Raw genomic sequence first — 25414 nt, 5'->3', positions numbered from 1 at the left:
AGAGAGCAGGGGATGAAGGCAATCAGCATCAAGCGGGCGGCGTTGACCGTCGCCCTGGGCGCGTGCCTGGGCATGATCGTGCCCAGCGTCGCAACGGCACAGAACGTTTCCGGCGCGGTCGCCGGCCGGGCCACCGCCGGTGACCTGGTCACCGTGGTCAACCGCGGTACCGGGCTGACCCGCTCGGCCACTGCCGGCAGCGATGGCAGCTATCGGCTCGGCCAGCTGCCGGTCGGTGACTACACCCTGCAGCTGAGCCGCGACGGTGCCGCCCTGGGCGAGCCGGTCAGCGTCAGCGTGGCCGTCGGTGGCACCACCACGGTGAACCTGGCCAGCGGCGGCGGGGTGGTCAACCTGGATGCGCTGCAGGTGGTTGGTTCGCGGGTGATCAACCGGGTGGACGTCTATTCCACCGAGACCTCCTTCAACGTCAACCGCCAGGAAATCTCGCGGCTGCCGGTGGCGCAGGACCTGTCCGCGGTGGCCCTGCTGGCACCGGGCGTGGTGGGCGGCAATTCCTCGTTCGGCGGGCTGTCCTTCGCCGGCTCGTCGGTGGCCGAGAACGCGGTCTACATCAACGGCCTCAACGTCACCGACATGTACACCCGGCGTGGCTTCTCCAGCGCACCGTTCGGCTTCTTCCAGGAATTCCAGGTCAAGACCGGCGGTTATTCAGTGGAGTTCGGCCGCTCCACCGGCGGTGTGATCAACGCCGTCACCCGCTCGGGCAGCAACGAGTTCGAAGGCGGTGCGGAAGTCACCTTCGAACCGAATGCCTGGCGCTCGGCCGCCCGCGATCATTTCCACCGCGATGGCTCGCCGCACTCCTACGCCAGCACCGATGCCACCTCGTTCACCAAGACCAACGTCTGGGGTTCCGGTGCGCTGGTGAAGGACAAGCTGTTCCTTTTCGCGATGTATGAAAAGCGCGATACAGACGGCAACAACACCTCTTCAGATGGCCGCACCTGGTTCGACAACACCGGCGACGATGATTTCTGGGGGGCAAAGCTGGACTGGAACATCACCGACAACCACACCCTGGAACTGCTGGCATTCTCCGACGAAACCGAAACCACCCAGGCCTCGTCCGGTTACAACTGGGACACGCAGACCCTGGGCCAGTGGGGCGGTGACACGCTGACCGATGGCGGCGGCAAGAACTGGTCGGCGACCTATACCGGCCGCTTCGGCGAAAGCTTCACCGCCAAGGCGATGGTCGGCCAGAACAACCAGCGTGCATTCTCCAACTCCACGCTGGACCTGTACTGCGATGCGGTGTTCACCGATGCCACCTATGCGCCGTACCTGGGCCAGTTGAACGGCCTGCGCGCCGGCTGCCATCCCACCGGCACCGCCATCGCCGAACGCGACGACACCCGCGATGCCGCGCGCCTGGACTTCGAATGGGCGCTTGGAAGGCACCTGCTGCGCTTCGGCGTGGATCGCGAACTGATGACCACCGATCAGTCCACGCGCTATCCCGGGCCGAGCCAGATGACCTACACCGCGTACGCGGCACGGCCCGGCGATGAAGTCTGGGACGGCGCCAACGCCTACGTACCGGCGGGGGTCAACCAGATGCTGCGCGCGCGCAACCGCGTGTCGGGCGGCAACTTCGAAACCGAAGCAAACGCCTTCTACCTGGAAGACATCTGGAACATCACCTCTACCCTGATGTTGAACCTGGGCGTGCGCTGGGACCGCTTCGAAAACCGCACCGCCGATGGCGATGCCTTCATCAAGATGGACGACCTGATCGCCCCGCGCGTGGGCTTTGCCTGGGACATCAAGGGCGACGGCAGCACCAAGCTGTTCGGCAATGCGGGCCGCTACTACCTGCCGGTGACCAACAACATCAACGTCAACTTCGCCGGTGGGCTCACCGACGAATACAGCTACTACGTGCTCAACGGCTGGCAGCAGCAGAGCAATCCGGTCACCGGTGCGCCGTACATGGCGCCGGTCATCGGCCAGCAGGTCGGTCCCACCGATACCCGCATGAACACCGGCGCGGCCGATCTGCGGCAGAGCGTGGACAAGGACCTGAAGGCGGTCTACCAGGACGAGTACATCCTCGGCTTCCAGTCCATGATCAACCAGGCCTGGTCGTGGGGCGTCAACGGCACCTACCGCCGGATGACCCGCGCGCTGGATGACATGCGCCTGAACCATACGCCGTGCGGCCCGACCGGCAGCACGCTGTGGCCGATCGCCAATCCCGGCGAAAGCCTGACCATCTGGGGCGATTCCAGCATCGGCTGCGCCGAGGAAGGCTGGATCACCATCGACACCGCCAACAGCGGCTACCGCAAGGGCGGCAGCGGCGAAGTGGTGGGCTACTCCAAGCCCAAGCGCACCTACAAGGCGCTGGAGTTCCAGCTGGACCGCGCGTGGGACGAGAAGTGGATGTTCAACGCGTCCTACCTGTGGTCCAAGAGCGAGGGCAATTTCGAAGGCCCGGTGAACTCGGACACCAACTACGGCGATACCGGCATGGTCCAGCACTGGGACCACCCTTCCAACAACGAGCGCTACGGCGCGCTGTTCAACGACTTCCGCCACCAGTTCAAGTTCCGCGCGGCCTATGCGTTGAACGAGCAGTGGTCGTTCGGCAGCACGCTGCAGGTGCAGTCTGGTGGCCCGGTCACCGCCTTCGGCGTGATGTGGCCAGGCGACACCGTGGCCGGCGGCAGCACCTCCAGCGAGGGCAGCGGTGGCGGCACCGGCTGGCTGTGCGTGGCCAACTGCACCGGCACCTACGACCAGCGCGTGTTCGAGCCCACCGCCCGCGGTGCGTTCGGGAACCTGCCGTGGACGTGGACCATGGGCGCCAACGTCACCTGGCGCCTGCCGGTGGATGGCATCGACCTGAGCGCGCGGCTGTCGGTCTACAACCTGTTCAACAACCAGACCGTGATCAACGTGCACCAGCGCTACGAAAGCCAACCGGGTGTCTATCGCGAAGCCACGTTCAAAACCGGCACCCGCTGGCAGGCACCGCGCTACGCACAACTGGTGGTGGCCTGGAACTTCTGACCCGGTAGTGACGGCCGCTGGCCGTCACGCTGTTGCCGTGGTGGGTGACGACCGCTGGCCGTCACGCTGTTGCCCTGGTGGGTGACGACCGTTGGTCGTCACGCTGTTGCTGTTCCCGCTGCGCTCGCCGAGCATGGCTATGCCGGTCGTCCTGACCGGCACCTCCCCACGTTCAAAGGTTGATCGCCATGTACGCGCCCCTGCTGCTGTTCGCCCTGGCCGCGTCCCCGTTCGATGCCATGCTCGAACGCACGGTGCAGCGCGAGCAGTTGCCCGGCATCGCCATGGGCGTGGTGGAAGACGGCAAGGTGGTTTACCGCCGCGCCGAGGGCCGCCGCGGCGACACCCCGGACGCGCGCATCGACGACGAAACCCTGTTCAAGATCGCCTCCAACAGCAAGGCAATGACCGCCGCCCTGCTCGCCCGCCTGGTGGAACAGGGAAAGCTGCGCTGGGATGACCCGGTCCGCCGCCACCTGCCTTCGTTCACCATGTTCGACCCCTGGGTGGGCGAACAGATGCAGGTACGCGACCTGCTGATCCACAACAGCGGACTCGGCCTGGGTGCCGGCGACCTGATGCTGTGGCCTGAGCCAAACCACTTCACCCGCGCCGACATCATTGCCGGGCTGGCGCACCTCAAGCCGGTCACCAGCTTCCGCAGCGGCTATGCCTACGACAACCTGATGTACGTGGTGGCCGGCGAAGTGGCGGCGGCGGCAGGCGGAAAGCCGTACGACCAGCTGATGCGCGAACAGGTGTTCATCCCGCTCGGGTTGTCGCGCTGCCAGGTAGGCGAATGGTCCACCGTAGCGGTCGGCAACATCGCCCAGCCTCACGTGCGCCGGGAGGGGCGCAACGTGGTCGTCGCCGCGGACGGCGATACCAGCCCGGATTCACCGTCGATGGCAGCCGGCGGCATCCGCTGTTCATTGAACGACATGCTGCGCTGGATGCAGGTGCTGCTGGATCCGTCGCGTGCGCCGGGCTGGCTGGACACCGAGCAGCGCCGGCAACTGTGGACGCTGCAGATGCCGATGCCCCTGGGCGAGCGCCAACGGCGCTGGGACAACGCGCACTTCGCCGGCTACGGCTACGGCTGGCGCCTGTCCGACCTGGACGGGCAATGGAAGGTGGCCCATACCGGCACGCTGTCCGGCATGTACTCCTCGCTGGCGCTGCTGCCGGAGCGCAAGATCGGTGTGGTGCTGCTGATCAACGGGGAAGGCGAAGACGCACGCACCGCGCTGATGCAGGCTGCGTTGAAACACTACACCGCCCCCGGCGGCACGCAAGGTGTCGATGGCTGGCTGGACGAACTCGCGCAGGCACGCGCGCCATCACCGACAGAGGCCGGTCCGCTGCCGGATACCCGCACCACAGCGCCCGCGCCGGCAACCGCGCTGGTGGCCCTGCAGGGCCGCTACCGCGACCCGTGGCTGGGCGAGGCCTCGCTTTGCCCGGTGCAGGGCCGGCTGCGTTTCAGCGTGGACAAATCGCCGCGCCTGCAGGCCGACGTGCTGCAGGAAGGGGCGCGCTGGGTGTTGCGCTGGGATACGCTGGAACCAGCCGCCCAAGCGTGGCTGCAGCCCACTGCGGCACCCGTACCTACGCTGGACCTGCGCGCCATCGACCCGGATATCGACTTCAGCTATGACTACCAGGACCTGCACTTCACTCGTACTGGCGATTGCCCTGGCAACGAGCGCGCGCGCCGCTGAAGCGCCCAGCGTTTCGCCCGCGCGCAGCGCTGCCGAGGCCGGGCTGGTGGAGATCCGCACGCTGTCGCCCGGCATCGCGCTGGATGTCCGCTATGCCACTGCCAACAACTTCACCGGCCGCCCGGTGCCCGGCTACGCGGCACCTGCCTGCTATCTGCTGCCGCCGGCAGCCAGCGCGCTGGCCAGGGTGGAACGCACGCTGCGCAGCCAGGGCCATGCGTTGCAGGTGCATGACTGCTACCGCCCGGTGCGTTCGGTGCAGGCCTTCGTGGCATGGGCACGGGATCCACACGAAACCTCGCGCAAGGCCACCCAGTACCCGGACGTGGACAAGTCCCGCCTGTTCGCCGAAGGCTACATCGCCGAGCGCTCCGGCCATAGTCGCGCGGCCACCGTGGACGTGGGCCTGATGCAGTGCGGGGCCGGGCGCTGCACGCCGCTGGACATGGGCACCGACTTCGACTTCTTCGGCACGCGTGCGCATACCGCTGCCGATGGGCTCACCCCGTTGCAGCAGGCCAACCGGCAGCGCCTGTTGCAGGCGATGGCCGCCGCAGGCTTCGTCAACTATCCGCAGGAATGGTGGCATTACACCTTCCAGCCCGAGCCGGATCCGCACACCGCCTACGACGTCCCGGTGGACTGATTCGCGCGGGGTGCCCGGCCTTTACACTGTGGCCATGAACCTTCCTCTCCATTTCGGCCTGCTGGGCACCCTGGAAGCGGCTGGCATCGCCCTTCTGGTCGGCCTGCTGGTGTATTTCCTGTTCCATCATCTCGCCCGCGCGCTGCGCTGGGCGCACGGCCACGCACTGGGCTGGGCCAGTGGGATCGCGGTGGTCATCTCCGCCGGCATCGACATGTGGAAGCTGTTCTACATGGGCATCGTGCGGATGGAATCGCCGTTCTACGCGCGTCTCTATCTTTCCACCATCCACGATCCCAACGAACTGGGCAGCCGGGTGGTGCTGGAGATCATCGGCGCGTTGTCCGGTGTCGCGCTTGGATGGCTTTTGTTCAGTTCGCGGTCAGCGGCGGAGCAGGGCGGCGCGGACTGATTTTCGTTTGGGGAGGGTTAAAATCCAGCCCGCTGAATGGGCACCTTACGTTGCGCTCACCGGCTTCTAACCAAGCCGGTAGCCGATGGCCGCCGTGGAGTGGTTAATGCCGCGTGTGAGGGCCGCCCGCGCCCCAATTTGTGTTCATCGGCACGCTGCCAACGTAGGCCCCGTACGGAATACATGGCCGTGCAACATCACATCCAAGGAGACCACCCAATGACTCTTCGTAACCGCAAGCCGCTGATCGCCCTCCTCGTTGCCGCCGGCAGTGTGTTCACCCTTCCGGCCATGGCGCAGAGCGCCGCACAGGATCAGGCCGCTGCTGCACAGGCGCAGGCGGTGCAGGCACAGCAGGCTGCAGCTGCGGCCGGCAACCAGGCTGCTGAAGCTGGCAATGCGGCAGACCAGGCCACGCATGCTGCTGGCCAGGCTGCAGCGCAGGCCAACGGCGGCGGCGGCCAGACCTGGGCCAGCATCGATACCGATGGCAACGGCACCATCAGCAAGACCGAGGCACAGGTCAATGCCGGCCTGGCGCAGGTGTTCGACCAGGCCGATACCAACAAGGACGGCGAGCTGTCCGCCGATGAGTACAAGGCCTTCGTGCAGGCCCAGCAGGGCGCCGCCGGCGCACAGGGAAACTGAGTTCCGCGATGGTGGCGCGGTAGCGCCGAGCCGTGCTCGGCTAGCGCACCGCGCGGCACCATCAGAAGCCGCCGAGCATGGCTCGGCGCTACCGTAGGTGCAGCACCCAGGGCGGACCACGCAGGCCAGTGCGTGGGCCGCCCTGTTATTCTTCACGCATGAAAATATCCACGCCCGGGCGCGGCAGCGCCATCGGCCTGGTTGGTTTTGACGGTGACGATACGCTGTGGAAGAGCGAGGATTACTACCGCAAGGCCGAACAGGATTACCTCGACCTGCTCTCGCACTACATCGACGTGCACGACACCCGGACCGCCCGCCACCTGCTGGATGTGCAGCGGCGCAACCTTGCGGTGTTCGGCTACGGAGTCAAGGCGATGACCTTGTCGATGATCGAAGCGGCCATCGAGATCACCGACAGCCGTGTCAGTGCAGCGCACATCCAGCGCATGCTGGACATCGGCCATGACACCCTGCGCCATCCCGTGGAGCTGATCGACGGTGTGCGCGAATCGGTCGCCAGGATCGCCCAGGATCATCCGGTGGTGCTGATCACCAAGGGTGACCTGTTCCACCAGGAAGCCAAGATCAAGGTGGCGCAGCTGCACGATCTGTTCCCGCGCATCGAAATCGTGTCGGAGAAGGATCCGGAAACCTATGCCCGCGTGCTGGCCGAGTTCGATCTGCCGATCAACGAGTTCGTCATGGTGGGCAATTCGCTGCGCTCGGACATCGAGCCGGTGGTCACGCTGGGCGGCTGGGGCGTGCATACGCCGTATGCGGTCACCTGGGCCCACGAAACCGAACATGGCGTGGCCGACGATGAGCCGCGCATGGTCACCGCCGATACCGCGTGGGACTGGCCGGCCGCGCTGCAGGCCATCGAAGCCAAGGCGGCGGCCGCGCGCGGTGCGTGACCTGACACGACGGCCCCGCTGCGTCACAATCCCGGCATGAACCGCCTGCTGACAACGCTGCTGTTGCTGTCCCTGCTGCTGGTGCCTGCGATCGCGCCGGCCCAGCAGACGGCGGAGAAATCAGCCACCTACGCGGTGGATACCGGCGATGCGTGGATCGATACCTGGCTGGCGGACATCAACCACTACGCGGAGCGCTATCCGGACAGTTTCCTGGACGAGGTAGCGCGCTACAGCGGCGTGGATCGCGGCTATATCGCCGCGCTGGTCAATAACCACGGCTGGCATGCCGCCGATGTGTACTTCGCCTGTTTCTGGGCGAAGGCCATCAAGGTCAGCTGCCGCGAGGTGGTGAGGGCGTTCAGCGCGCACCGCGAAGGCGGCTGGCAAGCGGCCGTGGAGGCCTTGCCGGTGCCGCCGGACAACCTGCACAAGCGCGCGCTGCGCCACGCCATCGTGGCCAGTTACCGGCATTGGGATCGGCCGATCACGTTGGATGCCACGCTGCGCCGCCAGCTGGGCGCGGAGCAGTAGCGCCGAAGGCGCCGGCGGGAGTCGCTGCCTCAGCCGCTACCAAAGCGGGCAGGGCCCGGCGACAATGCCAGCCAACGCATGTTCCGTGTTCCTTGCTGGGTATCCCATGAGCGCTGCTGAATTCGTTTCGCCCGATGCCATCCGCCGCCTGTTCGCCCAGGCGATGTCCCGCATGTACCGCAGCGAAGTGCCGCTGTACGGCGATCTGGTCGACCTGGTCGCGCAGATCAACGCGCAGGTGCTGGCCGAAGACACCGCGCTTGCCGAGCAACTGCAGCGCAACGACGGCCGCGGCCGGCTGGATGAAGAGCGCCACGGCGCCATCCGTGTCGGCACCGCTGAAGAACTGTCGACCCTGCGCCGCCTGTTCGCGGTGATGGGCATGTATCCGGTCGCCTACTACGACCTCAGCGTGGCCGGTGTGCCGGTGCATTCCACCGCGTTCCGCCCGATCGACGCAGCGGCGCTGGCCGCCAATCCGTTCCGCGTGTTCACCTCGCTGCTGCGGCTGGAACTGATCGAAGATGAGGCACTGCGTGCCCAGGCGGCAGACATCCTGTCCAAGCGCCGCATTTTCACCGATGACGCGCTGGCGCTGATCGACCAGGCCGAGCGGGAAGGGGGGCTGCAGGCAACCGCTGCCGAGCACTTCGTCGCGCAGGCGCTGGAAACCTTCCGCTGGCACAGCGATGCCACGGTGGCGCTGGACACTTACCACGCGCTGGGCAATGCGCACCGGCTGATCGCCGACGTGGTCAGCTTCCGTGGTCCGCACATCAACCATCTCACCCCGCGCACGCTGGACATCGATGCGGCGCAGGCGGCGATGATCGAACGCGGCATGGCCGCCAAGGCGGTCATCGAAGGCCCGCCACGCCGCGCCTGCCCGATCCTGCTGCGGCAGACCAGCTTCAAGGCGCTGGAAGAGGCCGTGCATTTCCCCAAGGACGGTGGCGGCGATACCGGTACCCACACCGCGCGCTTCGGCGAGATCGAGCAGCGCGGCCTGGCGCTGACCCCGAAAGGCCGCGCGTTGTACGACCAGTTGCTGGCGCAGGCACGCGAAACCGAAGGGGCCGGCAGCACCGGCGGCGACTATGGCCAACGCTTGCAAGCGGCCTTCGCCGGCTTCCCGGACGACGATGCCACGCTGCGCAGCGAAGGGCTTGGCTACTACCGTTACCAGCTGACCGACGCCGGCCGTGCAGCGCAGCCGCGCGTGGCCGAACTGCCGGCCGAAGTGCTGATCGCCGAAGGCCTGGCCACCGCCGATCCGATCATCTACGAAGACTTCCTGCCGGTCAGCGCGGCGGGCATCTTCCAGTCCAACCTGGGCGGCGGCGAGCAGCGCGCGTATGCAGCGCATGCCAACCGCGAAGCATTTGAAGCCGCACTGGGGGCGCGGGTGCACGACGAGTTCGCGTTGTACGAACAGCTGCAGCAGGACTCACTGGTCGCGCTGCGGAGTTGAGCCTGGCGCTGGGTCGCCCGCTGCGGCGGGCGGGGCGGGTGCAGCAAGCAGCGCCAGCCGGACCTCGGTGCACAGCGCGCTGCCATCATCCAGTGCATAGGCCAGATGGGTCGGCCGCAGTGGAGTGTGGCCGACAAGTGCACGCAGGTTCGGGTCTGAGGTATAGGCAGCCAACGCGCCCCACTGCCAGTTCAGCCAACCGCTCATTGCCCGACGTACCTGGTCTGCATTCACGGCTGTGCGTAGCGCAGATTCGCAGGCGATGGACCGCTGCAGGAAGCCATAGGTTCCCGGCAGCACCACCTTGCAGGCGCGTACCGCTTCGTGCAGCCTGGTCAATGCGGTCTGATAGCCTGCATAGCTGGGCGGCTCCGGGAAAGCCGCCAGCCTGTAGGTGTCGCCGGCATCTGCGCGCGGATTGACCGGGCCCGCAGGCGAGTCGATGCGACGGTCATCGGCCAGCGCCAGCGTCAGTCGCTGCAGCAGCAGGGCGCGATGCGTGGCGCACGGCTGCTGCGATGTGATCTGCAGACATCTATCGATGGTGGCAGGCGCACCTCGCTGCATGCAGCGCAGGCGGAGTGAATCGAGGAGGCTGCTGCTCCCCGCCGGGCCGGTGCGCGCCGTGGAGGCGGGCGCATTGCGCGGCTCCACCTGGGCAAACGCAGAGCGTCGGGGGGCATCGGTTACCGTCGCCGGCGGGGCAATCGGCAGCGCGGGGAGCGGCGAAGTGGAGAGCGAGATAGGCATAGGGGCATTACGCCCCCGGACCGGCCTGGTTGCTTCCAGATTGCGCTCGCGCGGTTGACCATCCCGCCGCAGACTCAGGCCTTCATCGTGCCGGTATCCAGCCAGCGCTGGTGCCAGCTCAGCGCCTCCGGCAGCAGGTGCGGGGTGTGCTTGCCGTAGCTTTCGCGGCTGGCGCGATCAAAGTAATCCTGCAGCTGCGCGCGGAAATCCGGGTGCGCGCAGTTGTCGATCACCACCTGCGCGCGCTTGCGCGGAGTCAGCCCACGCAGGTCGGCCAGGCCCTGTTCGGTGACGATCACCGATACATCGTGCTCGGTGTGGTCGACATGGCTGACCATCGGCACGATGGCCGAAATGCTGCCGTTCTTCGCGGTGGACGGGCTGAGGAAGGCCGACAGGAAACCGTTGCGCGCGAAGTCACCAGAACCGCCGATGCCGTTCATGATCCGCGTGCCCATCACGTGGGTCGAATTGACGTTGCCGTACAGGTCCACCTCGATCATGCCGTTCATGCCGATGCAGCCGAGGCGTCGCACAAGTTCCGGATGGTTGGAGATTTCCTGCGTGCGCATGATGATGCGCTCGCGGTAGAAGTCGATGTTCTTCTTGAAGGTCTCGTTGGCCTGCGGGCTCAGCGCGAAACCGGTGCACGAGGCGTAGCTCAGCACGCCATCACGCAGCAGGTCGAGCATGCCATCCTGGATCACTTCGGTGAACGCGGCCAGGTCGCGGAAGCCGCTCTTGGCCAGCCCGGCCAGCACCGCGTTGGGGATGTTGCCCACGCCGCTCTGCAGCGGCAGCAGGTTCGCCGGCAGGCGCCCCTTGGCCACTTCGTGCTTGAGGAATTCGATCAGGTGCGCGGCGATCTGTTCGCTGGTGGCGTCGATCGGACTGAACGGACTGTTGCGGTCCGGCCCGTTGGTGCGCACCACCGCCACGATCTTGTCCGGGTCGCAGCGCAGCGTGGTCTCACCGATGCGGTCGTTGGCCTGCACCAGTGGGATCGGCTTGCGGTGTGGCGGCAGCGCGGTGCCGTAGTAGATGTCATGCATGCCGTCCACGCCGGCCGGCTGCCACTCGTTGACCTCGATGATCACCTTCTTGGCCAGGTCCAGCCAGGTCTTGTTGTTGCCGACCGAGGTGGACGGCACCAGCGAGCCGTCCTCGCGGATCGCCGACACTTCCACCACCGCCGTATCGATATCACCGTAAAAGCCGAACCACACATGCTGGGCGACGTGACTGAGGTGGATGTCGATGTAATCCAGCTTGCCTTCGTTGATGCGGTTGCGCGCATCCGGATCGCTCTGGAACGGCATGCGCATGGCGATGCCATCGGCCTTGGCCAGCGCCCCGTCCAGTTCCGGGGCGGTGGAGGCGCCGGTCATCAGGCTGATCTGGAACGGCAGCCCCTGCGCGTGCACCGCCTCGATGCGGCGGGCCAGTTCCACCGGCACCGCCTTGGGGTAACCGGAGCCGGTGAAGCCGCTCATGGCGACGGTTTCACCCGGCTGGATGAGCGCGGCTGCGGCCTCGGCGGAGACCACGCGGTCACGGAGACGCGCGTTGGCGATGCGATCTGCAGGCATGACGACGATGTTTCGTGGGGGAAACCCTGATTATCGGCCAAACCTACCCGTACGGGACCTGCGACCTTGGTGGGATGGCGCTTCCGGCGTGAAGGCTTCTGTACCCTCCGGTATTGTTTTGCAGTGCAGCGTGCAATGTGGTTTTGCAGTCGGCACGATGGACCTGCATCCCGACGTGGGGGAGGGAGCAGAGCCCGCTGGCAGTTCGCTGCAAGCGGGCTTTTTTACGTCTGCAGCGTACAGCTGAATACGCGCCGGTAGTGACGGCCGCTGGTGGGTGACGACCGTTGGTCGTCACGCTGTTGCTTGCCGCTGCGCTCGCCGAGCACGGCTCGGCGCTACCGCTCCCGCCTTCGGTAGTGACGACCGCTCGTGGGTGACGACGGTTGGTCGTCACGCTGTCGCCTTGGGTGGGTGACGACCGTTGGTCGTCACGCTGTTGCTTGCCGCTGCGCTCGCCGAGCACGGCTCGGCGCTACCGCTGCCGCCTTCGGTAGTGACGGCCGCTGGCCGTCAACAGGCCGCAGCGCCCTACAATCCTCCCATGACCCATCCCTTCGCGCCGCTCCCCGACGACCTTGTCCCATTGGCTGACCGTGCCCTTGCGCGCGTGGCCGTCGCACTGGGCACCGCGCCGGACCCCGGCCTGCAACCCTTCCTGTGCCAACTGGCCGTCGCCAGCGATTTCGCCATCGACACCCTGTGCCGGCAACCTGCCTTGCTGTCGCATCTGGCCCAAGACGGCTGCCCGCCGCTGGCTCCGCCGGTGCTGGAACCGCAGCAGCCGGCCGACTGGCCGGGCCTGCTGCGACGCTACCGCGCGGCGATGTCCACCCGTCTGGTGTGGCGTGACCTGGCCGGGATGGACAGCGTGCAGCAGACCCTGGCCGGGTCCACCGGACTGGCCGAACAGTGCCTGCAGCTGGCGCTGGGCGCGCTGGAAATCGAGTTCGCCAGCCGCCACGGCGTGGTCCGCGATGACGCCGGCAAAGCGCAACGGCTGGTGGTGTTCGGGCTGGGCAAACTAGGCGGCGGCGAACTGAATTTCAGTTCCGACGTGGACCTGGTGTACGCCTTCGCGCAGCGCGGTGAATCCGATGGCGCGCGCCCGCTGGATGCCGATGAATACTTCGCCCGGCTCGGCCAGCGGCTGGCCAAACTGCTCGATGACACCACCGCCGATGGCTTCAGCCATCGCGTGGACCTGCGCCTGCGCCCGTTCGGCCGGGCCGGCCGGGTGGCGATGTCGTTCGCAGCGATGGACCAGTATTTCCAGCGCGAAGGCCGCGACTGGGAACGCTATGCCTGGCTGAAGGCACGCACCGTGGCCGGTGACATCGACGCGGGCGAAGAGTGGCTGGCGTCGCTGCGTCCCTTCGTATACCGGCGCTACCTGGACTTCACCGCGCTGGATGGACTGCGCGACATGAAGGCGGCGATCACCGCCGAAGTGGCGCGGCGTGACATGCACGAAGACATAAAGCGCGGTGCCGGTGGCATCCGCGAAATAGAGTTCCTGTGCCAGTCGCTGCAGTTGATCCGTGCCGGCCGTGAACCCGTGCTGCGCGAGCGGCGGCTGCTGCATGCCCTGGCCGCGTTGGTGGACGCGGGGCAGATCGCCGCCGAAGACGGGGCGGCGCTGCACGAGGCTTACCTGTTCCTGCGCCGGCTGGAAAACCGGCTGCAGATGCTGCGCGACGCGCAGACCCACACCCTGCCGGCCGATCCGCTGGACCGGCTGCGGATTGCGATCGGGCTGGGTTACCCGGACTTCGACAGCCTGCGCGATGCGTTGGCCGTGCAGCAGCAGCGCGTCAGTACCGAATTCGGTGCGCTGCTGGCCCCGCGCAAGGGCAAGGCCGCGCCGGATGCGGTGGCCAGCTACTGGCGCGGCCTGCCCGAACACGGCGACGCGCAACTGCTGGTGGAAGCCGGCTTCGCCGATGCCCACGGCGCCGACCAGATGCTGCGTGATTTCGCGCAGTCATCCGGGGTGAAGTCGCTGTCCGATGGGGCGCGCACGCGACTGGACCGGGTGCTGCCGGCGCTGCTGCATGCCGCTACCCGGTCACCGCAGCCCGATGCCGCGCTCAAGCGCGTGCTGGGCCTGCTGCAGGCGATCCTGCGCCGCACCAGCTACCTGGCGCTGCTGGACGAACAACCCAGTTCGATGGCGCGGCTGGTGGACGTGCTGGCACGCAGCGCGCTGCTGGCCGAACGGCTGGAAGCCTACCCGCTGCTGCTGGACGAACTGCTGGACGTGCGCGTGTCCGGGCCGTTGCCCAGCCGCGAAGAAATGCAGGCCGAGTGCGCGCAGGTGCTGGCGGTGGAAGACCCCGAATCGGCGCTGCGCTGGCTCAACGAGATCCGCTTGGCACTGAGCTTCCGCATGGCGATGGCCAGCCTGGATGGCCGCCAGGGCGCGGTGGACAGCACCCGCCAGCTGGCCGAACTGGCGCAGGTGGTGGTGGATGTCGTGCTGCAGCTGGCACAGGCGGACATGCGCCGCGCGCACGGTGACATCCCCGGCGGGCGCTTTGCGATCATCGGTTACGGCAGCCTGGGCGGGCTGGAACTGGGGTTCGGGTCGGACCTGGATCTGGTGTTCCTGCACGACAATCCCGCCGACGTGGAGGCCAGCGATGGCGCCCGTCCGCTGGAGCCCGGGCGCTGGTATGCACGCCTTGCGCAGAAAGTAATGGCCCTGCTGGGCGCGGTGACCGCCGGCGGACGGCTGTATGACATCGACGTGCGGCTGCGCCCGGATGGTGGAAAGGGCGCGCTGGTGTCATCGCTGGCGAGCTATCGCGAATACCAGCGCGAACGCGCATGGACCTGGGAACACCAGGCGCTGGTGCGCGCGCGCGGCGTGGCCGGTGATGCCGGCCTGCTGGAAGCCTTTGAAGACGTACGCGCGCAGACGGTGGGCCGCGCGCGTGACCGCGAGGTGCTGTACGCAGACATCATCAAGATGCGCCAGCGCATGCGCGCCGAACTGGACCGCAGCGATGCCGCGCGGATGGACCTCAAGCAGGGCGCAGGCGGGGTGGTGGACCTGGAGTTCCTGCTGCAGGCCGGCGTGTTGGGGGCAGCGTCCGCGCATCCGGCGCTGCTTGCACCCCGTGATACGCGGGGGCTGATCGACGCACTGGCTGCCAGCGGCTGGCTGCCGTGCGAACGCGCCACTGCACTGCAGGCCGCGCACGCCACCCTGCTGGAGTTGGGACTGGCCTGCACGCTGGACCGCCGCCCGCGCATGGCCGCGCCGAGTGATGCGCTGGAACAGGCACGCGCGAGCATCAGCGCCGCGTGCGTGGAAGCAGGCCTCCCGTTCGACGCCTGATGCCGGGGTAATGACGGCCGTTGCCGTAGGGGGGGAGGCCAGGCTCTAGTGGGTGACGACCGTTGGTCGTCACGCTGTTGCGTTGCCGCTGCGCTCGCCGAGCACGGCTCGGCGCTACCGCTGTTGCTCCGGTAGTGACGACCGTTGGTCGTCACGCCGTTGCCCGGCTCTGGAGGGTGACGACCGTTGGTCGTCACGCTGTTGCGTTGCCGCTGCGCTCGCCGAGCACGGCTCGGCGCTACCGCTGTTGCTCCGGTAGTGACCACCGTTGGTCGTCACGCCGTTGCCCGGCTCTGGTGGGTGACGACCGTTGGTCGTCACGCTGTTGCGTTGCCGCTGCGCTCGCCGAGCACGGCTCGGCGCTACCGGGTTACCTCGCGCCGTGCACCGGCGCCATCTTCCACAACAACGCGCGGAACGGCGCCAGCAGGCACACGCCGATCGCCAGCTTCACCGCCAGGTCGCCCAGTGCCCAGCTCATCCACGGCAGCGTCGAACCGGCAAACGCGATGCTCCAGAAGATCGCGGTATCCACCGTGGCACTGCAGGTGGTGGCCACCATCGGCGCGCGCCACCAGCTGCCCCGACGCAGCCGATCGAACACAGTGATGTCCAGCAATTGCGCCACGATGAACGCCGAACAGGACGCCACCGCGATGCGCGGCGTGGCCACCCAGAACGACAGCACCACCGCCAGCGCGAAGCCGGCCCACGCCACCCGGCGGGCCGGGCCCGGGCCGAAGCGGCGGTTGATCAGGTTGCTCACCAAGAACGCGACCGGATAGCTGAAGGCACCCCAGGTCAGCCAGTCGTTGATCGGGTACTGCACCAGCACGTTCGAACCCAGCACCACCGCGCCCATCGCCAGCACCGCCAGCAGCAGCGCGCGCAGGGTCATCGGGGCAAACACAGGGGCAGGACGCACAGGCATGGCGAGCCACGGATTCAAAGGAAGACGCGCATTATCCGCCCCGGCAGGGCACGCGGCCAACCGGTAGCGTTCAGCCGGCAGCCATTACCAGGTGGTGCTGGCGCTGTCTGCCGCGGCGTAGGCAGTGGGTACGTAGGCCAGCTGGCGGCCGGCGGCATCGTGGACGTTCCAGCCGGCGCCGGCCGGGGTCGGAACGAAGGCCACCGTCTGCCCGACCACGAAGCCCGCACCGGGATCATCCGCGCGTGCCGGCCATTCCAGCGTGGCGGTCTGGTCGTCCTTGCCCGGCACCTGCAGCTGCACGGTACGGCCGCCTTCGGTGTTGGTGGTCACCGCTTTGACTTCCATTTCCGGCAGCGGCTTGGCCGGCACCCGCTTGGCGGCGTTGCGCTTCGCGCTGGCCTTGAACGGGGCGGCGGACAGTTCGGCCAGGCCCACCGAAGCGGCGAATGGCACCGATACGGTGAACACGATGGAGATCAGCATCGTGGTTTCGCTGCTGTTGAGGTCGCCGGCGCGTGCAGGCGGGGCCAGCAGCGATGAGGCGAGGATCAGGGCAAGGGCCGGCGTGGCAAAGGAACGGGACATGCGTGTCTCCTGCGGAAATGGGGTCAGGGCGTAGCGGCCGTGGCACCGGCCACGGGAACATGCGGAATGGAAAGTTCCTGCGGCAGCTGCTGGCGTGCGCGCAGGAAGTCGAACACCGATTCCACGGTCACCACCGAATAGTTGCCGGACACGCGCTCGGCCAGCGGATGGTCGGTGGTAGTGGCATTGGCCACCGCCACGCGCGCGCCTACGCGTTTGCCCAGACTGATATGCAGCACGCTGGGCAGGTAGCCGTTGGCGCGCAGCCACTCCTGTACCCCGGCGCGATCCTGCAGCGGCGCGGCGCCATCGGCGCTGGCCATCGCGGCGGCCAGCACTTCCAGCACCCAACCGTTGGAGTTCTGGAAATCGGTGCGGTACGGGTAGGCGATCACGTTGTAGCGTGGTTCGTGCAAGGCGTGCGCGGCGGTGGCCGGTGACTGCAGCATCGCCTTCAGGCGGGCCGCCAGGGCGGGCTCGAGCAGGCCGATGCGCAGGTCGGTATGACCGCCGGTTTCACCGATGAAGTTGGCCAGGCCTTCGTAATACAGAAGCGAGCGGTCGGTCTTGCAGCGGTTGAGCAGGTGCACGGCGCGCCAGCGTCCGTCGTCCTCGCGCAGCAGGAAGGCCAGGTGGCTGTGGCGCAGGCCGTAACGGCTCAGGTCCTGTCCGCCGCGCGCGGCGATCACCACCTCCACGTCGGGCAGGGTGTCCAGGCGCTCGGCGGTGGTCCAGGCCACGTCGAACATCGCCGCTTCGGCGGCGGGGGTGGGATAGCGTTCGCGGCAGGTGCCGCTGTCGGCCCGGGCGGTGGCCGGAGCGAGCAGCAGGAGCAGGGCGAGGGATAAGAAAGGACGGTCCATGTCGAGGGCATCATAGACTGAAGCCGGTAGCGCCGAGCCGTGCTCGGTGGGTGCAGCGCGAACAGCGTGACGACCAACGGTCGTCACCCACCGGGTCCCCGGCAGTGACGGCTGTGGTGGGTGACGACCAACGGTCGCCGCCCACCGGGTCCCCGGCAGTGACGGCTGTGGTGGGTGACGACCAACGGTCGCCGCCCACCGGGTCCCCGACAGTGGCGGCTGTGGTGGGTGACGACCGTTGGTCGTCACGCTGTTCGCGCTGCGCTGCGCTGCGCTGCGCTGCGCTCGCCGAGCGTGGCTCGGCGCTACCAACATCACAGGCCCAGGCGCTGCTTCACTTCGGCGGCTACGCGCGTGGTCTCACGCAGCGGTTCGATGGGCCCGTGGCCCCAGTCCAGCCAGCGCGGCTGCAGCCGGCCGCGTTCGTGCAGCGCCTGCTGGAAGTGACGCATGCGGCCCTGCGCGCTGGCCGCCAGCGCCACCATCACCGGCGCGCGCGTGGCGCTGGCTTCGGACAGCAGGTTCACCGAATCCGGTGATACCACCACCCGGTCGGCCCAGCCCAGCAGCCCGGCATACGGATTCACCCCGTCGCCGCCATCGCCCCAGATCACGTTGGGGATGTCGGCGAAGGTGTCACGCAGCGCATCGGCCAGTGCCGGCGGCGTGCGCCGCGAAGTGGTCGCCAGCAGGCTGCCACCCTCTGCGCGGATCTGCGCGGCGAGCTGCGCGAACACCCCGCGCATGTCCTGTTCGTCCCATGCCGCATGGGCGGTCGGCCCGCCCACCAGCAGCGCGGTGCGCGGGCCGGGCAGGCTGCGGAAATCGGCAAAGGCGGCCCGCCCCAGCGACAGCCAGTCATCATCCACCGGGTTCAGGCTGCCGAGCAGCGTCAGCACGTTACCGCCACGCAGGCGGTCGTGTTCGGGCACGATCACCAGATCCCAGTGGCGCGCGCTGATGCGCGGATCCAGGATCTGCACCACCCGGCTTCCCCGCGCACGCAGCACCCGTAATGCGCCGGCGGCCTGTCGGCCACAGCCTATCGCCAGTGTCGGGGGAGTCTCGGCCAGCGCCGCGAATGCCTCGCCGTACCCGTGCCGGATGTCACCGGGCAGGCGCCGGGGCGACAGCCAGCGCCAGGGCGCCTGCGGCACCAGCATCAGGGGTTGGTGGGTGCCCCGACGCAGCGCGCCGGCCAGCGCCACGGCCTGCCGGACGTTGCCGGCGCGGCCATCGGTAATCGTCGAGGGCGCACTCGATCGTTTCACGATTGGCATTAATTCGTTTCAGCCCTGCTGGGTGTTGCAACAGACGCGACACTCTACACTGCCCCGCATGGACCCGGCTGCAGGCCTGTTGGCAGGCAGCACCGGGCTGACGCTCTTTACCTGGAGGATGCATGTCGCACGAACTCGACGCTGCCGCGCTTGACCAGTTGTTCCGCACTGCCCGCACCGCGAATGACTTCCACGACAAGCCGGTGGACGAATCCACGCTGCGCGCGCTGTACGACCTGGTGAAGTTCGGCCCGACCTCGGCCAATTCCAGCCCGGCCCGCTTCGTGTTCGTCACCTCGAAGGAAGGCAAGGCCAAGCTGGCCCCGGCGCTGTCCGAAGGCAACCTGGCCAAGACGATGGCCGCCCCGGTCACGGTGATCATCGCCCACGACCTGGACTTCCACGAAAAGCTGCCCTACCTGTTCCCGCACACCGATGCCAAGGCGTGGTTCGACGGCCCGCAGGAAAACCGCCAGAAGCCGGCCTTCCTCAACGGCAGCCTGCAGGGCGCGTACCTGATCCTGGCCGCGCGCGCGCTGGGCCTGGACGCCGGCCCGATGACCGGTTTCGATCCGGCCAAGGTGGATGAGGCGTTCTTCGCCGGCACCTCGCTGCGCAGCAACTTCCTGGTCAACCTGGGCTACGGCGACACCGCCGGCCTGTTCCCGCGTTCGCCGCGCCTGTCCTTCGACGAAGCCGCTCGCATCGTCTGAACCGTGTTTATGTTTGAATCGGCCGGTCCCGTGGACGGGTCGATGTTTGCAGTCCATTCCCTTAGCGAAACAATCGAGAGAGAGTCCTGAACATGACCAAGACCACCAAGCTGCTGCTGCCGCTGGCCCTGACCCTGGCGATCGCCGCCTGCTCCAAGCCGGCCGACGAAGCCACCCCGGCCGCCGATGCCGCCGCGACCCCGGCCGCGACCGAACCGGCCGCCACCCCGGCTGCTGACGCCGCCGCTGCCGCTCCGGCTGCCGAGGCGATCCAGATCGCTTCGGGCACCTACAAGCTGGACCCGAGCCACACCGACGTGCTGGCGCAGTGGAGCCACTTCGGCTTCTCCAACCCGACCGCGCACTTCGGCAGCGCCGAAGGCACCCTGGTGTATGACGCGGCCGACGTGACCAAGTCCACCGTGGAAGTGAAGCTGCCGCTGACCGGCCTGAACAGCTTCACCGCCAAGTTCGACGAGCACCTGAAGAGCGCCGACTTCTTCGATGCCGCCAAGTTCCCGGCTGCTTCGTTCAAGAGCACCAAGGTGGAATCGGCCGGCACCAACAAGCTGACCGTGACTGGCGACCTGACCATCAAGGACCAGACCAAGCCGGTCACCCTGGACGTCACCATCAATGGCGGCGGCGAGCACCCGATGGCCAAGGTGCCGGCGGCGGGCTTCGATGCCACCACCACCATCAAGCGCAGCGATTTCGGCGTCGGCGCGTACGCCCCGAACGTCAGCGATGAAGTGAAGATCCGCATCACCACCGAAGCCACCGGCGAAAAGCCGGCTGCCTGATCCAAGGTGTGTTGAATGAAAAAACCCGCCGGCGACGGCGGGTTTTTTTTTGCGGCTTTGGTACCGGGGTAGCGCCGAGCCATGCTCGGCGAGCGCAGCGGCGGCGAATCACCCCAACTGCGTCTGCATCCAGCGGTCGGCCACGGCGATCGGGGTCAGCCGCGGGGTGATCTTCAACGACAGCGCCCGCACGAAATCCTGCGCGGCGCGGCCGTACGCCTGGCGCGCGATCAACGCCGCCTGTTTGGCACTGGCCTGCTGCTTGCGCAGCTGCACCAGGTGGATGGAAGGACGGCCCGGCGGGGCGAATTTCTGGTCGCGGCGCAGCATGTCGGCGACCAGGCCGACATCGGCATCGGCCTTCAGCGCCAGCTGGCGGGTTGCCAGCAGCTCGAGCAGCGTGGGGCGCAGTGCGCCGGCCTCGCCATGGGGGGCGAGCACGGTGTCAAAGGCGGAGGGGTCGGTCTGCAGGCGCGAAAGCGCCGCGGCGACGGTGGCAGCAAAGAGGTCGGTCATGCGGCCATTATCGCGTCAATTCGGTAGTGACGGCCGCTGGCCGTCATTACCGGACCGACTATTGCCGCTCCTGGCGTGCGACTAGTGCCGCCCCTGGTGGGCGACGATTGCTGCCCCTGGTGGGTGACGACCGTTGGTCGTCACGCCTTTGCTTTGCAGTTTCAGTCGCCGTCAGTCTCGTCCGCGTGCGCTTTCCAGTACCCGGTGGACCGGATCCAGTCGCGCGGCACCGCATGGTGACCTTCGAAGAACTTGCGCATCATCCGCGCTCGGCGTGATTCGGTGGCGATCCAATAAAACACATCGCCCTCCGGCGCCTCGAAGTCCACCAGCGCATCTTCCAGCAGCGAACTGCTTGCGGCCGGGAAGCCATTGCGTTCCAGCCACTGGATGCGCACGTTGTCACCCTGCGGCAGGTCCTGGCGCTCGGCCTCGTCGGCCACTTCGATCAGCACCTGCACTTCCGCCTCCTCCGGCAGGATCTCCAGCCAGCGGGCAATCGCCGGCAGCGCGGTTTCATCGCCGATCAGCACATAGCCATCGTAATCATCGGCCACCTGGAAGGAACCACGCGGACCGCCGACCGCCAGCGTGTCGCCCGGCTGCGCGCGTGCGGCCCACGGCCCGGCCACGCCGTGGTCGCCGTGCAGCACGAAGTCGATGGCCAGCTCGCCGGCCTCGTGGTCCCAGCCGCGCGGGGTGTAATCGCGGGCGGGCGAAGGTTCCTTGCCCTCCGGGTAGCGCGGGCCCTCGGGGGTCATGGTCGGCAGCACCATCTCGCCGCTGCGGTTGGGGAAGAACAGCTTGATGTGGTCATCCGGGCCGGGTGAATCGAAGCCAGCCAGGTCGGCGCTACCCAGCACCACGCGGCGCATGTTCGGGGTGACTTCTTCGGTGCGCAGCACGGTCAGTTCGCGGAAGCGGACATCCAGGCGCAGGCGCTTGTTTTCATGGGAAGACATAGGGGATTCCTGAAGAGGGAGGGGGCGCGACAGGCGCGGGGCGACCGGGCTGGCTCAGGCGGGCGGGGTCGCAGGTTCGGGGGATTCGGCCGGCGCAGGCGGCTGGCCGTTCAACAGCGCGGCCGCCTGCAGCAGCAGGGCGGATACCTGGGTGGTTTCGCCTTCCTGCCAGCGTCCGTGGTGGCGCACCAGCGCACTCTTGAACTGGCGCAGGGCATCGCGCAGGTCCGGCGGCATGTCGGCCTTGGCGATCTCGCGGGCACGGTGCCAGGCGCGGTGCTGGGCGGCTTTCACTTCATCGCGGCGGGCCAGCAGTTCGGCGCGGCCGCTTTCGGTGATTCGGAAGCGGCGGCGCCCGGCGTCGTCTTCGGCGAGCACCCAGCCGGCCTGTTCGAAGCTGGCCAACAAGGGATACATGGTGCCGGCGCTGGGCGTGTAGGCGCGCACGAACAGCTCACTGACGTGCTGGATGAGCTCGTAGCCGTGGCGCGGCTGGTCGCCTAGCAGCGCCAGCACCAGCAGGCGCAGGTCACCGCGGCTGAGCAGGCGGGTGGTGGCGGCGGTGGGGCGCGGCGGGGTCATTTCGATATATCGGTATCGGGTTGCGAAACGATATATCGATAGGGGGTTGGGTGCAAGGGGTGGGGCTGTGACGACCAACGGTCGTCACCCACCGGGGTGTGGGGTCGCCACCCACCGAAGTGTGGGGTCGTCACCCACCGGAGTGGGGGGTCGTCACCCACCGGAGTGGGGGGTCGTCACCCACCGGGGCAGCTGACGACATGCGGTCGTCACTATCGGGTGTGCTGGCTTAAAGTTCGCCGTTGGCTACTTTGTGCTGGATGACGGACAGGTAGTTGTCCAGTTCTTCCTGGGAGGCGAAGACTTCTTCCACCGGGACGGCTTTGACCAGCTCGAAGACCTTGCGCACGCCCGGGCGGGGCTGCATCACCAGTACGCGGCCGGCGTGCGGGTGCAGGGCCTTGCGGGCACGGAAGATGGATCGCAGCCCGGCGCTGGATATGTACTCCAGCCCGGCCAGGTTGAGTTCCAGGATGTGGGTGCCATCGTGCAGCAGCGGCGCCAGTGCAGCGTCCAGTTCGGCATGGGTGCTGCCATCGAGCCAGCCGGCCACGAACACGCGCTGGTACGGGCTGTCACCGGGATCGATTCGCAGGGTCAGGCGGGACATGGGCAACTACTCCGTACGCGCTGCCGGTGGCAGCAGCAGAAGATGGACGTGATTGCTGCCATCGCGACGGCAGTACTCGATGTGGTCGCTCAGCGAGCGCACCAGGTGCAGGCCCCAGCCCCCGATGGCGCGGCGTTCCATCGCCTCGTCCAGGTCTGGCACGGGCGCAACGGTGGGGTCGAATGCCTGCCCGTCATCGCGCACGTCCAGTGCGAGGCCATCCTCATCCAGGGTCGCGAGGACGTCGAGAGTCACATCCGACACAACGCGCTGATACGCCATGGCATTGGTGCCCAGCTCTTCCACGATCAGCCGCGCCACGCTGATGCGCGTGCTGTCCAGGTGCATCCCGTGCAATCCCGCCACCAGCCGCTGCAGCAGGTAGGCCAGCCCATCGGGGGTAGCCGCCGCGCGCAGCCGCAGCGGTGCCGCCAGCGCCTGCCGCCCCACGCTGACCAGCGCCAGGTCGTCCGGGTTGCCGGCGCCTTCGCAGAACGCGTGCAGGGCATCCACCACGCGGGCGCAGACGCGGCGGTCGTCGGGTTCGGCCGCCAGTACCTCGCGCAGTCGCTCCAGCCCGAACCAGCGCTCGCGCGGACACTGCGCCTCGCTGATGCCATCGGTGTAGGCCAGCAGGTAATCGCCCGGTGCCAGCAGGCCGCGCGCGCACGGGTAGGAGGCATCAGCGCTGATGCCCAGCGCCGGGCCGCTGTGCATCGCCTGCACCCGCACGCGGCCATCGGCCTGGCGCAGCAGCGGCGATTCATGCCCGGCACTGGCCAGTTCGAAGCGGCCACTGGCTACATCCACCACCCCGCACAACACCGTGGCGAACATGCAGGCCTGGTTGCGCTCAGCGATATGGCGGCCGGCTTCGGCCAGGATGGTCGGCGGATGGCGATGGCGCAGCATTGAAGCTTCCAGCACGGTCAGTACGCGGGTCATGAACAACGCCGCCGGCACGCCGTTGCCGGACACATCGCCGATGACGAAGCACAGCGTGGTGCGGTCCAGCTGGGCGATATGCTGGAAATCCCCGCCGACCTCACGCGCGGGCACCAGCAGCGCCGCACTGCGCAGCTGGAAGCCATCGGCCTGCAGGCGCGGCGGTGGCGCCAGCATGCCCTGCTGGATGCCATGGGCGATGCGCATTTCGCTTTCGGTGCGTTCGCGCGCGCTGGCCATCCGCGCGATGGTGTCCATCTGCTGCAGGATGGAACGGCGCGCGCTTTCGAATGAACGGGCCATCTCGCCAACCTCATCATCGTGGCGTGGTACCGGCAGCGGTTCGTGGAACTGGCCGGCACTGAAACGGCGCGCGGCGGCGGTGAGCGCTTCCATCGGCTGCAGCAGCCGCAGCGCATGGCGGCGCACCAGCAGCAGCCACACCACCACGCCCAGCAAGCCCAGCCCGATTGCCCAATGCGCCACGCGGCGCAGGTCGGCCAGCAACAGCGCACGGTCCGCCGACAGCACCACCTGCCAGCCGGGCTGCTGCAACGGGGCGACCCGGCTGAGGAAGCGCGTGCCGTCGCTGCCGCGGTGTTCCAGGCCGCGCTCCGGCTGGAGCAGGGGGCGGCGCAGGTCGAACAGCGGTGCCAGGTCCGGACGCAGCTGCAGGTACTGCTGCAAGGACATGCCCGGCTCGATTTCCGGCACCGAACTGAGCACCACGCGGTGGTCCGGGCCGAGCAGGGTGGCGCGCAGGCCGACGCTGCGCGGCAGTTCGCCCAGATCCTGCTGCAGCCGTGCCAGTGGCACGTCCACGCTGACCAGCCCGGCCGGCAGCAGCTCGCCAGCCAGCCGCAGCGGATTGCTGTAAGTGATGAACAGGCGCCCCTCGGCCTGCGGGTTGGTGTACGGCGCCGACCACCACGGGCCACTGGCGCGCAGCGCGTCGCGGTACCAACTGCGCTGGTGCGTATCAAAGCCCAGCTGGCCGCTGCAGGACTGGTGCACGCTGCCATCGTGCAGCATGTCATTGCACGCGTAGCCATCGGGCAGGCCGGCCACGCGGTCCGGTTCGATGATCACCGTGGCCCCGTCCACGTTGGGGTCGGCCACCACCGCCGCGCGCAGCAGGCCATCCAGCTGGATGGCATCGAAGGCCTGGCGGCCCAGCGGGGACAGCAGCATATCGCCGGTAATCTCCGCCGAACGCAGCGAATTGCCCAGGCTGCGGGCGGTCTGGTCGGCCAGCGAGCGCAGCTGTTCGGTGGCCTGCTGGTGCACGAGCGTTCGCGCACCCAGATAGAACAGTGTCACCAGCAGCAGCAACAATGCGGCCTGCACAAGGCTTGACCACAGCATCAGCCGCGTGCGCAGGCTGCGGCCAGCGGGTCGGGTGGGGGCAAGCGGCGTAGGGCGACCAACCACGGCGTGATCCTTGGTTTTCCGTCCCGGATCAATGGCATGGCCGGGGCCGGCCGGGCAAGGAACAGGTTCCGCCGCGCGCGTAACACCTTGGAAACATTGGCCGGGACAACTTCGGACAGT

The 25414-nt window shown here is 67.8% G+C and carries 22 protein-coding genes; 11 read left to right on the top strand and 11 right to left on the bottom strand.

Features of this window, described 5'->3' with window-relative positions:
* Positions 1-12 precede the first annotated feature (12 nt).
* The 8 genes from ACI2JH_RS09730 to ACI2JH_RS09695 all read left to right on the top strand — a co-directional run bounded on the left by ACI2JH_RS09730 (position 13) and on the right by ACI2JH_RS09695 (position 9388).
* Positions 13-3039, top strand: a complete 3027-nt coding sequence (locus ACI2JH_RS09730) for a carboxypeptidase regulatory-like domain-containing protein (protein WP_404736082.1) — start codon at positions 13-15, stop codon at positions 3037-3039.
* Positions 3040-3227: 188 nt separating this feature from the next.
* A complete protein-coding gene (locus ACI2JH_RS09725; protein ID WP_404736081.1) occupies positions 3228-4760 on the top strand; it encodes a serine hydrolase in 1533 nt (510 codons plus the stop codon).
* On the top strand, positions 4693-5406 hold the full coding sequence (locus tag ACI2JH_RS09720) for a M15 family metallopeptidase (RefSeq protein WP_404736080.1): 714 nt from the start codon (positions 4693-4695) through the stop codon (positions 5404-5406). Before ACI2JH_RS09725 ends, ACI2JH_RS09720 begins: the two co-directional genes overlap by 68 nt.
* 34 nt (positions 5407-5440) lie before the next feature.
* A complete protein-coding gene (locus ACI2JH_RS09715) occupies positions 5441-5818 on the top strand; it encodes a hypothetical protein (protein ID WP_319275397.1) in 378 nt (125 codons plus the stop codon).
* Between the two features lie 219 nt (positions 5819-6037).
* Positions 6038-6466 (top strand): EF-hand domain-containing protein, encoded by a 429-nt coding sequence (locus tag ACI2JH_RS09710; protein ID WP_101098678.1) that lies wholly within the window; start codon positions 6038-6040, stop codon positions 6464-6466.
* Positions 6467-6624: 158 nt separating this feature from the next.
* The gene (locus ACI2JH_RS09705) at positions 6625-7383 is read left to right on the top strand and encodes an HAD family hydrolase (RefSeq protein ID WP_404736079.1); all 759 of its coding nucleotides are present in this window, start codon (positions 6625-6627) and stop codon (positions 7381-7383) included.
* 36 nt (positions 7384-7419) lie between these two features.
* Positions 7420-7917: a hypothetical protein gene (locus ACI2JH_RS09700; protein ID WP_101098680.1), complete on the top strand. Its 498-nt coding sequence runs from the start codon at positions 7420-7422 to the stop codon at positions 7915-7917.
* A gap of 106 nt (positions 7918-8023) precedes the next feature.
* Complete coding sequence (locus ACI2JH_RS09695; RefSeq protein ID WP_404736078.1) at positions 8024-9388, top strand: VOC family protein; 1365 nt, start codon at positions 8024-8026, stop codon at positions 9386-9388.
* Here ACI2JH_RS09695 and ACI2JH_RS09690 read toward each other — a convergent pair.
* Positions 9365-10138, bottom strand: coding sequence for a hypothetical protein (locus tag ACI2JH_RS09690; RefSeq protein ID WP_404736077.1), 774 nt, complete (start codon positions 10136-10138; stop codon positions 9365-9367). The two genes, ACI2JH_RS09695 and ACI2JH_RS09690, sit on opposite strands and share 24 nt — an antisense overlap.
* 74 nt (positions 10139-10212) lie before the next feature.
* Positions 10213-11727 carry an acetyl-CoA hydrolase/transferase family protein gene (locus ACI2JH_RS09685; RefSeq protein WP_404736076.1) on the bottom strand — a complete coding sequence of 505 codons (1515 nt, stop codon included), beginning with the start codon at positions 11725-11727 and terminating at the stop codon, positions 10213-10215.
* Between the two features lie 544 nt (positions 11728-12271).
* Here ACI2JH_RS09685 and glnE point away from each other — a divergent pair.
* Positions 12272-15070, top strand: a complete 2799-nt coding sequence (gene glnE, locus ACI2JH_RS09680) for a bifunctional [glutamate--ammonia ligase]-adenylyl-L-tyrosine phosphorylase/[glutamate--ammonia-ligase] adenylyltransferase (RefSeq protein WP_404736075.1) — start codon at positions 12272-12274, stop codon at positions 15068-15070.
* Between the two features lie 370 nt (positions 15071-15440).
* Here the strand turns inward: glnE and ACI2JH_RS09675 are convergent, their stop codons facing one another.
* From ACI2JH_RS09675 to ACI2JH_RS09660, 4 genes are all read right to left on the bottom strand, one after another.
* Positions 15441-16001, bottom strand: a complete 561-nt coding sequence (locus ACI2JH_RS09675) for a queuosine precursor transporter (protein ID WP_182657266.1) — start codon at positions 15999-16001, stop codon at positions 15441-15443.
* A gap of 84 nt (positions 16002-16085) precedes the next feature.
* Positions 16086-16589 carry a hypothetical protein gene (locus tag ACI2JH_RS09670; protein WP_101098686.1) on the bottom strand — a complete coding sequence of 168 codons (504 nt, stop codon included), beginning with the start codon at positions 16587-16589 and terminating at the stop codon, positions 16086-16088.
* Positions 16590-16612: 23 nt separating this feature from the next.
* Positions 16613-17452 (bottom strand): DUF2145 domain-containing protein, encoded by an 840-nt coding sequence (locus ACI2JH_RS09665; protein WP_404736074.1) that lies wholly within the window; start codon positions 17450-17452, stop codon positions 16613-16615.
* Positions 17453-17766: 314 nt separating this feature from the next.
* Positions 17767-18726 carry a mitochondrial fission ELM1 family protein gene (locus ACI2JH_RS09660; RefSeq protein ID WP_404736101.1) on the bottom strand — a complete coding sequence of 320 codons (960 nt, stop codon included), beginning with the start codon at positions 18724-18726 and terminating at the stop codon, positions 17767-17769.
* Positions 18727-18854: 128 nt separating this feature from the next.
* Here ACI2JH_RS09660 and ACI2JH_RS09655 point away from each other — a divergent pair, with 128 nt between their 5' ends.
* Together ACI2JH_RS09655 and ACI2JH_RS09650 are read left to right on the top strand one after the other, a co-directional pair.
* A complete protein-coding gene (locus ACI2JH_RS09655; protein WP_101098688.1) occupies positions 18855-19445 on the top strand; it encodes a malonic semialdehyde reductase in 591 nt (196 codons plus the stop codon).
* Between the two features lie 92 nt (positions 19446-19537).
* Positions 19538-20248, top strand: a complete 711-nt coding sequence (locus ACI2JH_RS09650; protein ID WP_101098689.1) for a YceI family protein — start codon at positions 19538-19540, stop codon at positions 20246-20248.
* A gap of 108 nt (positions 20249-20356) precedes the next feature.
* On the opposite strand, the gene ACI2JH_RS09645 is transcribed toward ACI2JH_RS09650, so the two are convergent.
* The 5 genes from ACI2JH_RS09645 to ACI2JH_RS09625 all read right to left on the bottom strand — a co-directional run bounded on the left by ACI2JH_RS09645 (position 20357) and on the right by ACI2JH_RS09625 (position 25294).
* Entirely contained in the window at positions 20357-20764 is a 408-nt protein-coding gene (locus ACI2JH_RS09645; RefSeq protein WP_232767570.1) for a hypothetical protein, read from the bottom strand.
* Between the two features lie 161 nt (positions 20765-20925).
* Complete coding sequence (locus ACI2JH_RS09640; RefSeq protein WP_404736073.1) at positions 20926-21726, bottom strand: siderophore-interacting protein; 801 nt, start codon at positions 21724-21726, stop codon at positions 20926-20928.
* A gap of 54 nt (positions 21727-21780) precedes the next feature.
* Positions 21781-22308: a PadR family transcriptional regulator gene (locus ACI2JH_RS09635; protein ID WP_404736072.1), complete on the bottom strand. Its 528-nt coding sequence runs from the start codon at positions 22306-22308 to the stop codon at positions 21781-21783.
* Positions 22309-22537: 229 nt separating this feature from the next.
* Positions 22538-22918 (bottom strand): STAS domain-containing protein, encoded by a 381-nt coding sequence (locus ACI2JH_RS09630; RefSeq protein WP_101099763.1) that lies wholly within the window; start codon positions 22916-22918, stop codon positions 22538-22540.
* Positions 22919-22924: 6 nt separating this feature from the next.
* On the bottom strand, positions 22925-25294 hold the full coding sequence (locus ACI2JH_RS09625) for a SpoIIE family protein phosphatase (RefSeq protein WP_349999343.1): 2370 nt from the start codon (positions 25292-25294) through the stop codon (positions 22925-22927).
* Positions 25295-25414: the final 120 nt, after the last annotated feature.

The sequence above is a fragment of the Stenotrophomonas sp. NPDC078853 genome, from assembly GCF_044901215.1.
Lineage (GTDB): Bacteria > Pseudomonadota > Gammaproteobacteria > Xanthomonadales > Xanthomonadaceae > Stenotrophomonas > Stenotrophomonas lacuserhaii.
The sequence above is the reverse complement of the archived record's forward strand: the minus strand, read 5'-3'. Positions and strand labels throughout refer to the sequence as shown.

Coding starts and splice junctions, on each gene's coding strand:
- ACI2JH_RS09730 (WP_404736082.1), top strand. CDS start 13: ATGAAGGCAATCAGCATCAAGCGGGCGGCGTTGACCGTCGCCCTGGGC.
- ACI2JH_RS09725 (WP_404736081.1), top strand. CDS start 3,228: ATGTACGCGCCCCTGCTGCTGTTCGCCCTGGCCGCGTCCCCGTTCGAT.
- ACI2JH_RS09720 (WP_404736080.1), top strand. CDS start 4,693: ATGACTACCAGGACCTGCACTTCACTCGTACTGGCGATTGCCCTGGCA.
- ACI2JH_RS09715 (WP_319275397.1), top strand. CDS start 5,441: ATGAACCTTCCTCTCCATTTCGGCCTGCTGGGCACCCTGGAAGCGGCT.
- ACI2JH_RS09710 (WP_101098678.1), top strand. CDS start 6,038: ATGACTCTTCGTAACCGCAAGCCGCTGATCGCCCTCCTCGTTGCCGCC.
- ACI2JH_RS09705 (WP_404736079.1), top strand. CDS start 6,625: ATGAAAATATCCACGCCCGGGCGCGGCAGCGCCATCGGCCTGGTTGGT.
- ACI2JH_RS09700 (WP_101098680.1), top strand. CDS start 7,420: ATGAACCGCCTGCTGACAACGCTGCTGTTGCTGTCCCTGCTGCTGGTG.
- ACI2JH_RS09695 (WP_404736078.1), top strand. CDS start 8,024: ATGAGCGCTGCTGAATTCGTTTCGCCCGATGCCATCCGCCGCCTGTTC.
- ACI2JH_RS09690 (WP_404736077.1), bottom strand. CDS start 10,138: ATGCCTATCTCGCTCTCCACTTCGCCGCTCCCCGCGCTGCCGATTGCC.
- ACI2JH_RS09685 (WP_404736076.1), bottom strand. CDS start 11,727: ATGCCTGCAGATCGCATCGCCAACGCGCGTCTCCGTGACCGCGTGGTC.
- glnE (WP_404736075.1), top strand. CDS start 12,272: ATGACCCATCCCTTCGCGCCGCTCCCCGACGACCTTGTCCCATTGGCT.
- ACI2JH_RS09675 (WP_182657266.1), bottom strand. CDS start 16,001: ATGCCTGTGCGTCCTGCCCCTGTGTTTGCCCCGATGACCCTGCGCGCG.
- ACI2JH_RS09670 (WP_101098686.1), bottom strand. CDS start 16,589: ATGTCCCGTTCCTTTGCCACGCCGGCCCTTGCCCTGATCCTCGCCTCA.
- ACI2JH_RS09665 (WP_404736074.1), bottom strand. CDS start 17,452: ATGGACCGTCCTTTCTTATCCCTCGCCCTGCTCCTGCTGCTCGCTCCG.
- ACI2JH_RS09655 (WP_101098688.1), top strand. CDS start 18,855: ATGTCGCACGAACTCGACGCTGCCGCGCTTGACCAGTTGTTCCGCACT.
- ACI2JH_RS09650 (WP_101098689.1), top strand. CDS start 19,538: ATGACCAAGACCACCAAGCTGCTGCTGCCGCTGGCCCTGACCCTGGCG.
- ACI2JH_RS09645 (WP_232767570.1), bottom strand. CDS start 20,764: ATGACCGACCTCTTTGCTGCCACCGTCGCCGCGGCGCTTTCGCGCCTG.
- ACI2JH_RS09640 (WP_404736073.1), bottom strand. CDS start 21,726: ATGTCTTCCCATGAAAACAAGCGCCTGCGCCTGGATGTCCGCTTCCGC.
- ACI2JH_RS09635 (WP_404736072.1), bottom strand. CDS start 22,308: ATGACCCCGCCGCGCCCCACCGCCGCCACCACCCGCCTGCTCAGCCGC.
- ACI2JH_RS09630 (WP_101099763.1), bottom strand. CDS start 22,918: ATGTCCCGCCTGACCCTGCGAATCGATCCCGGTGACAGCCCGTACCAG.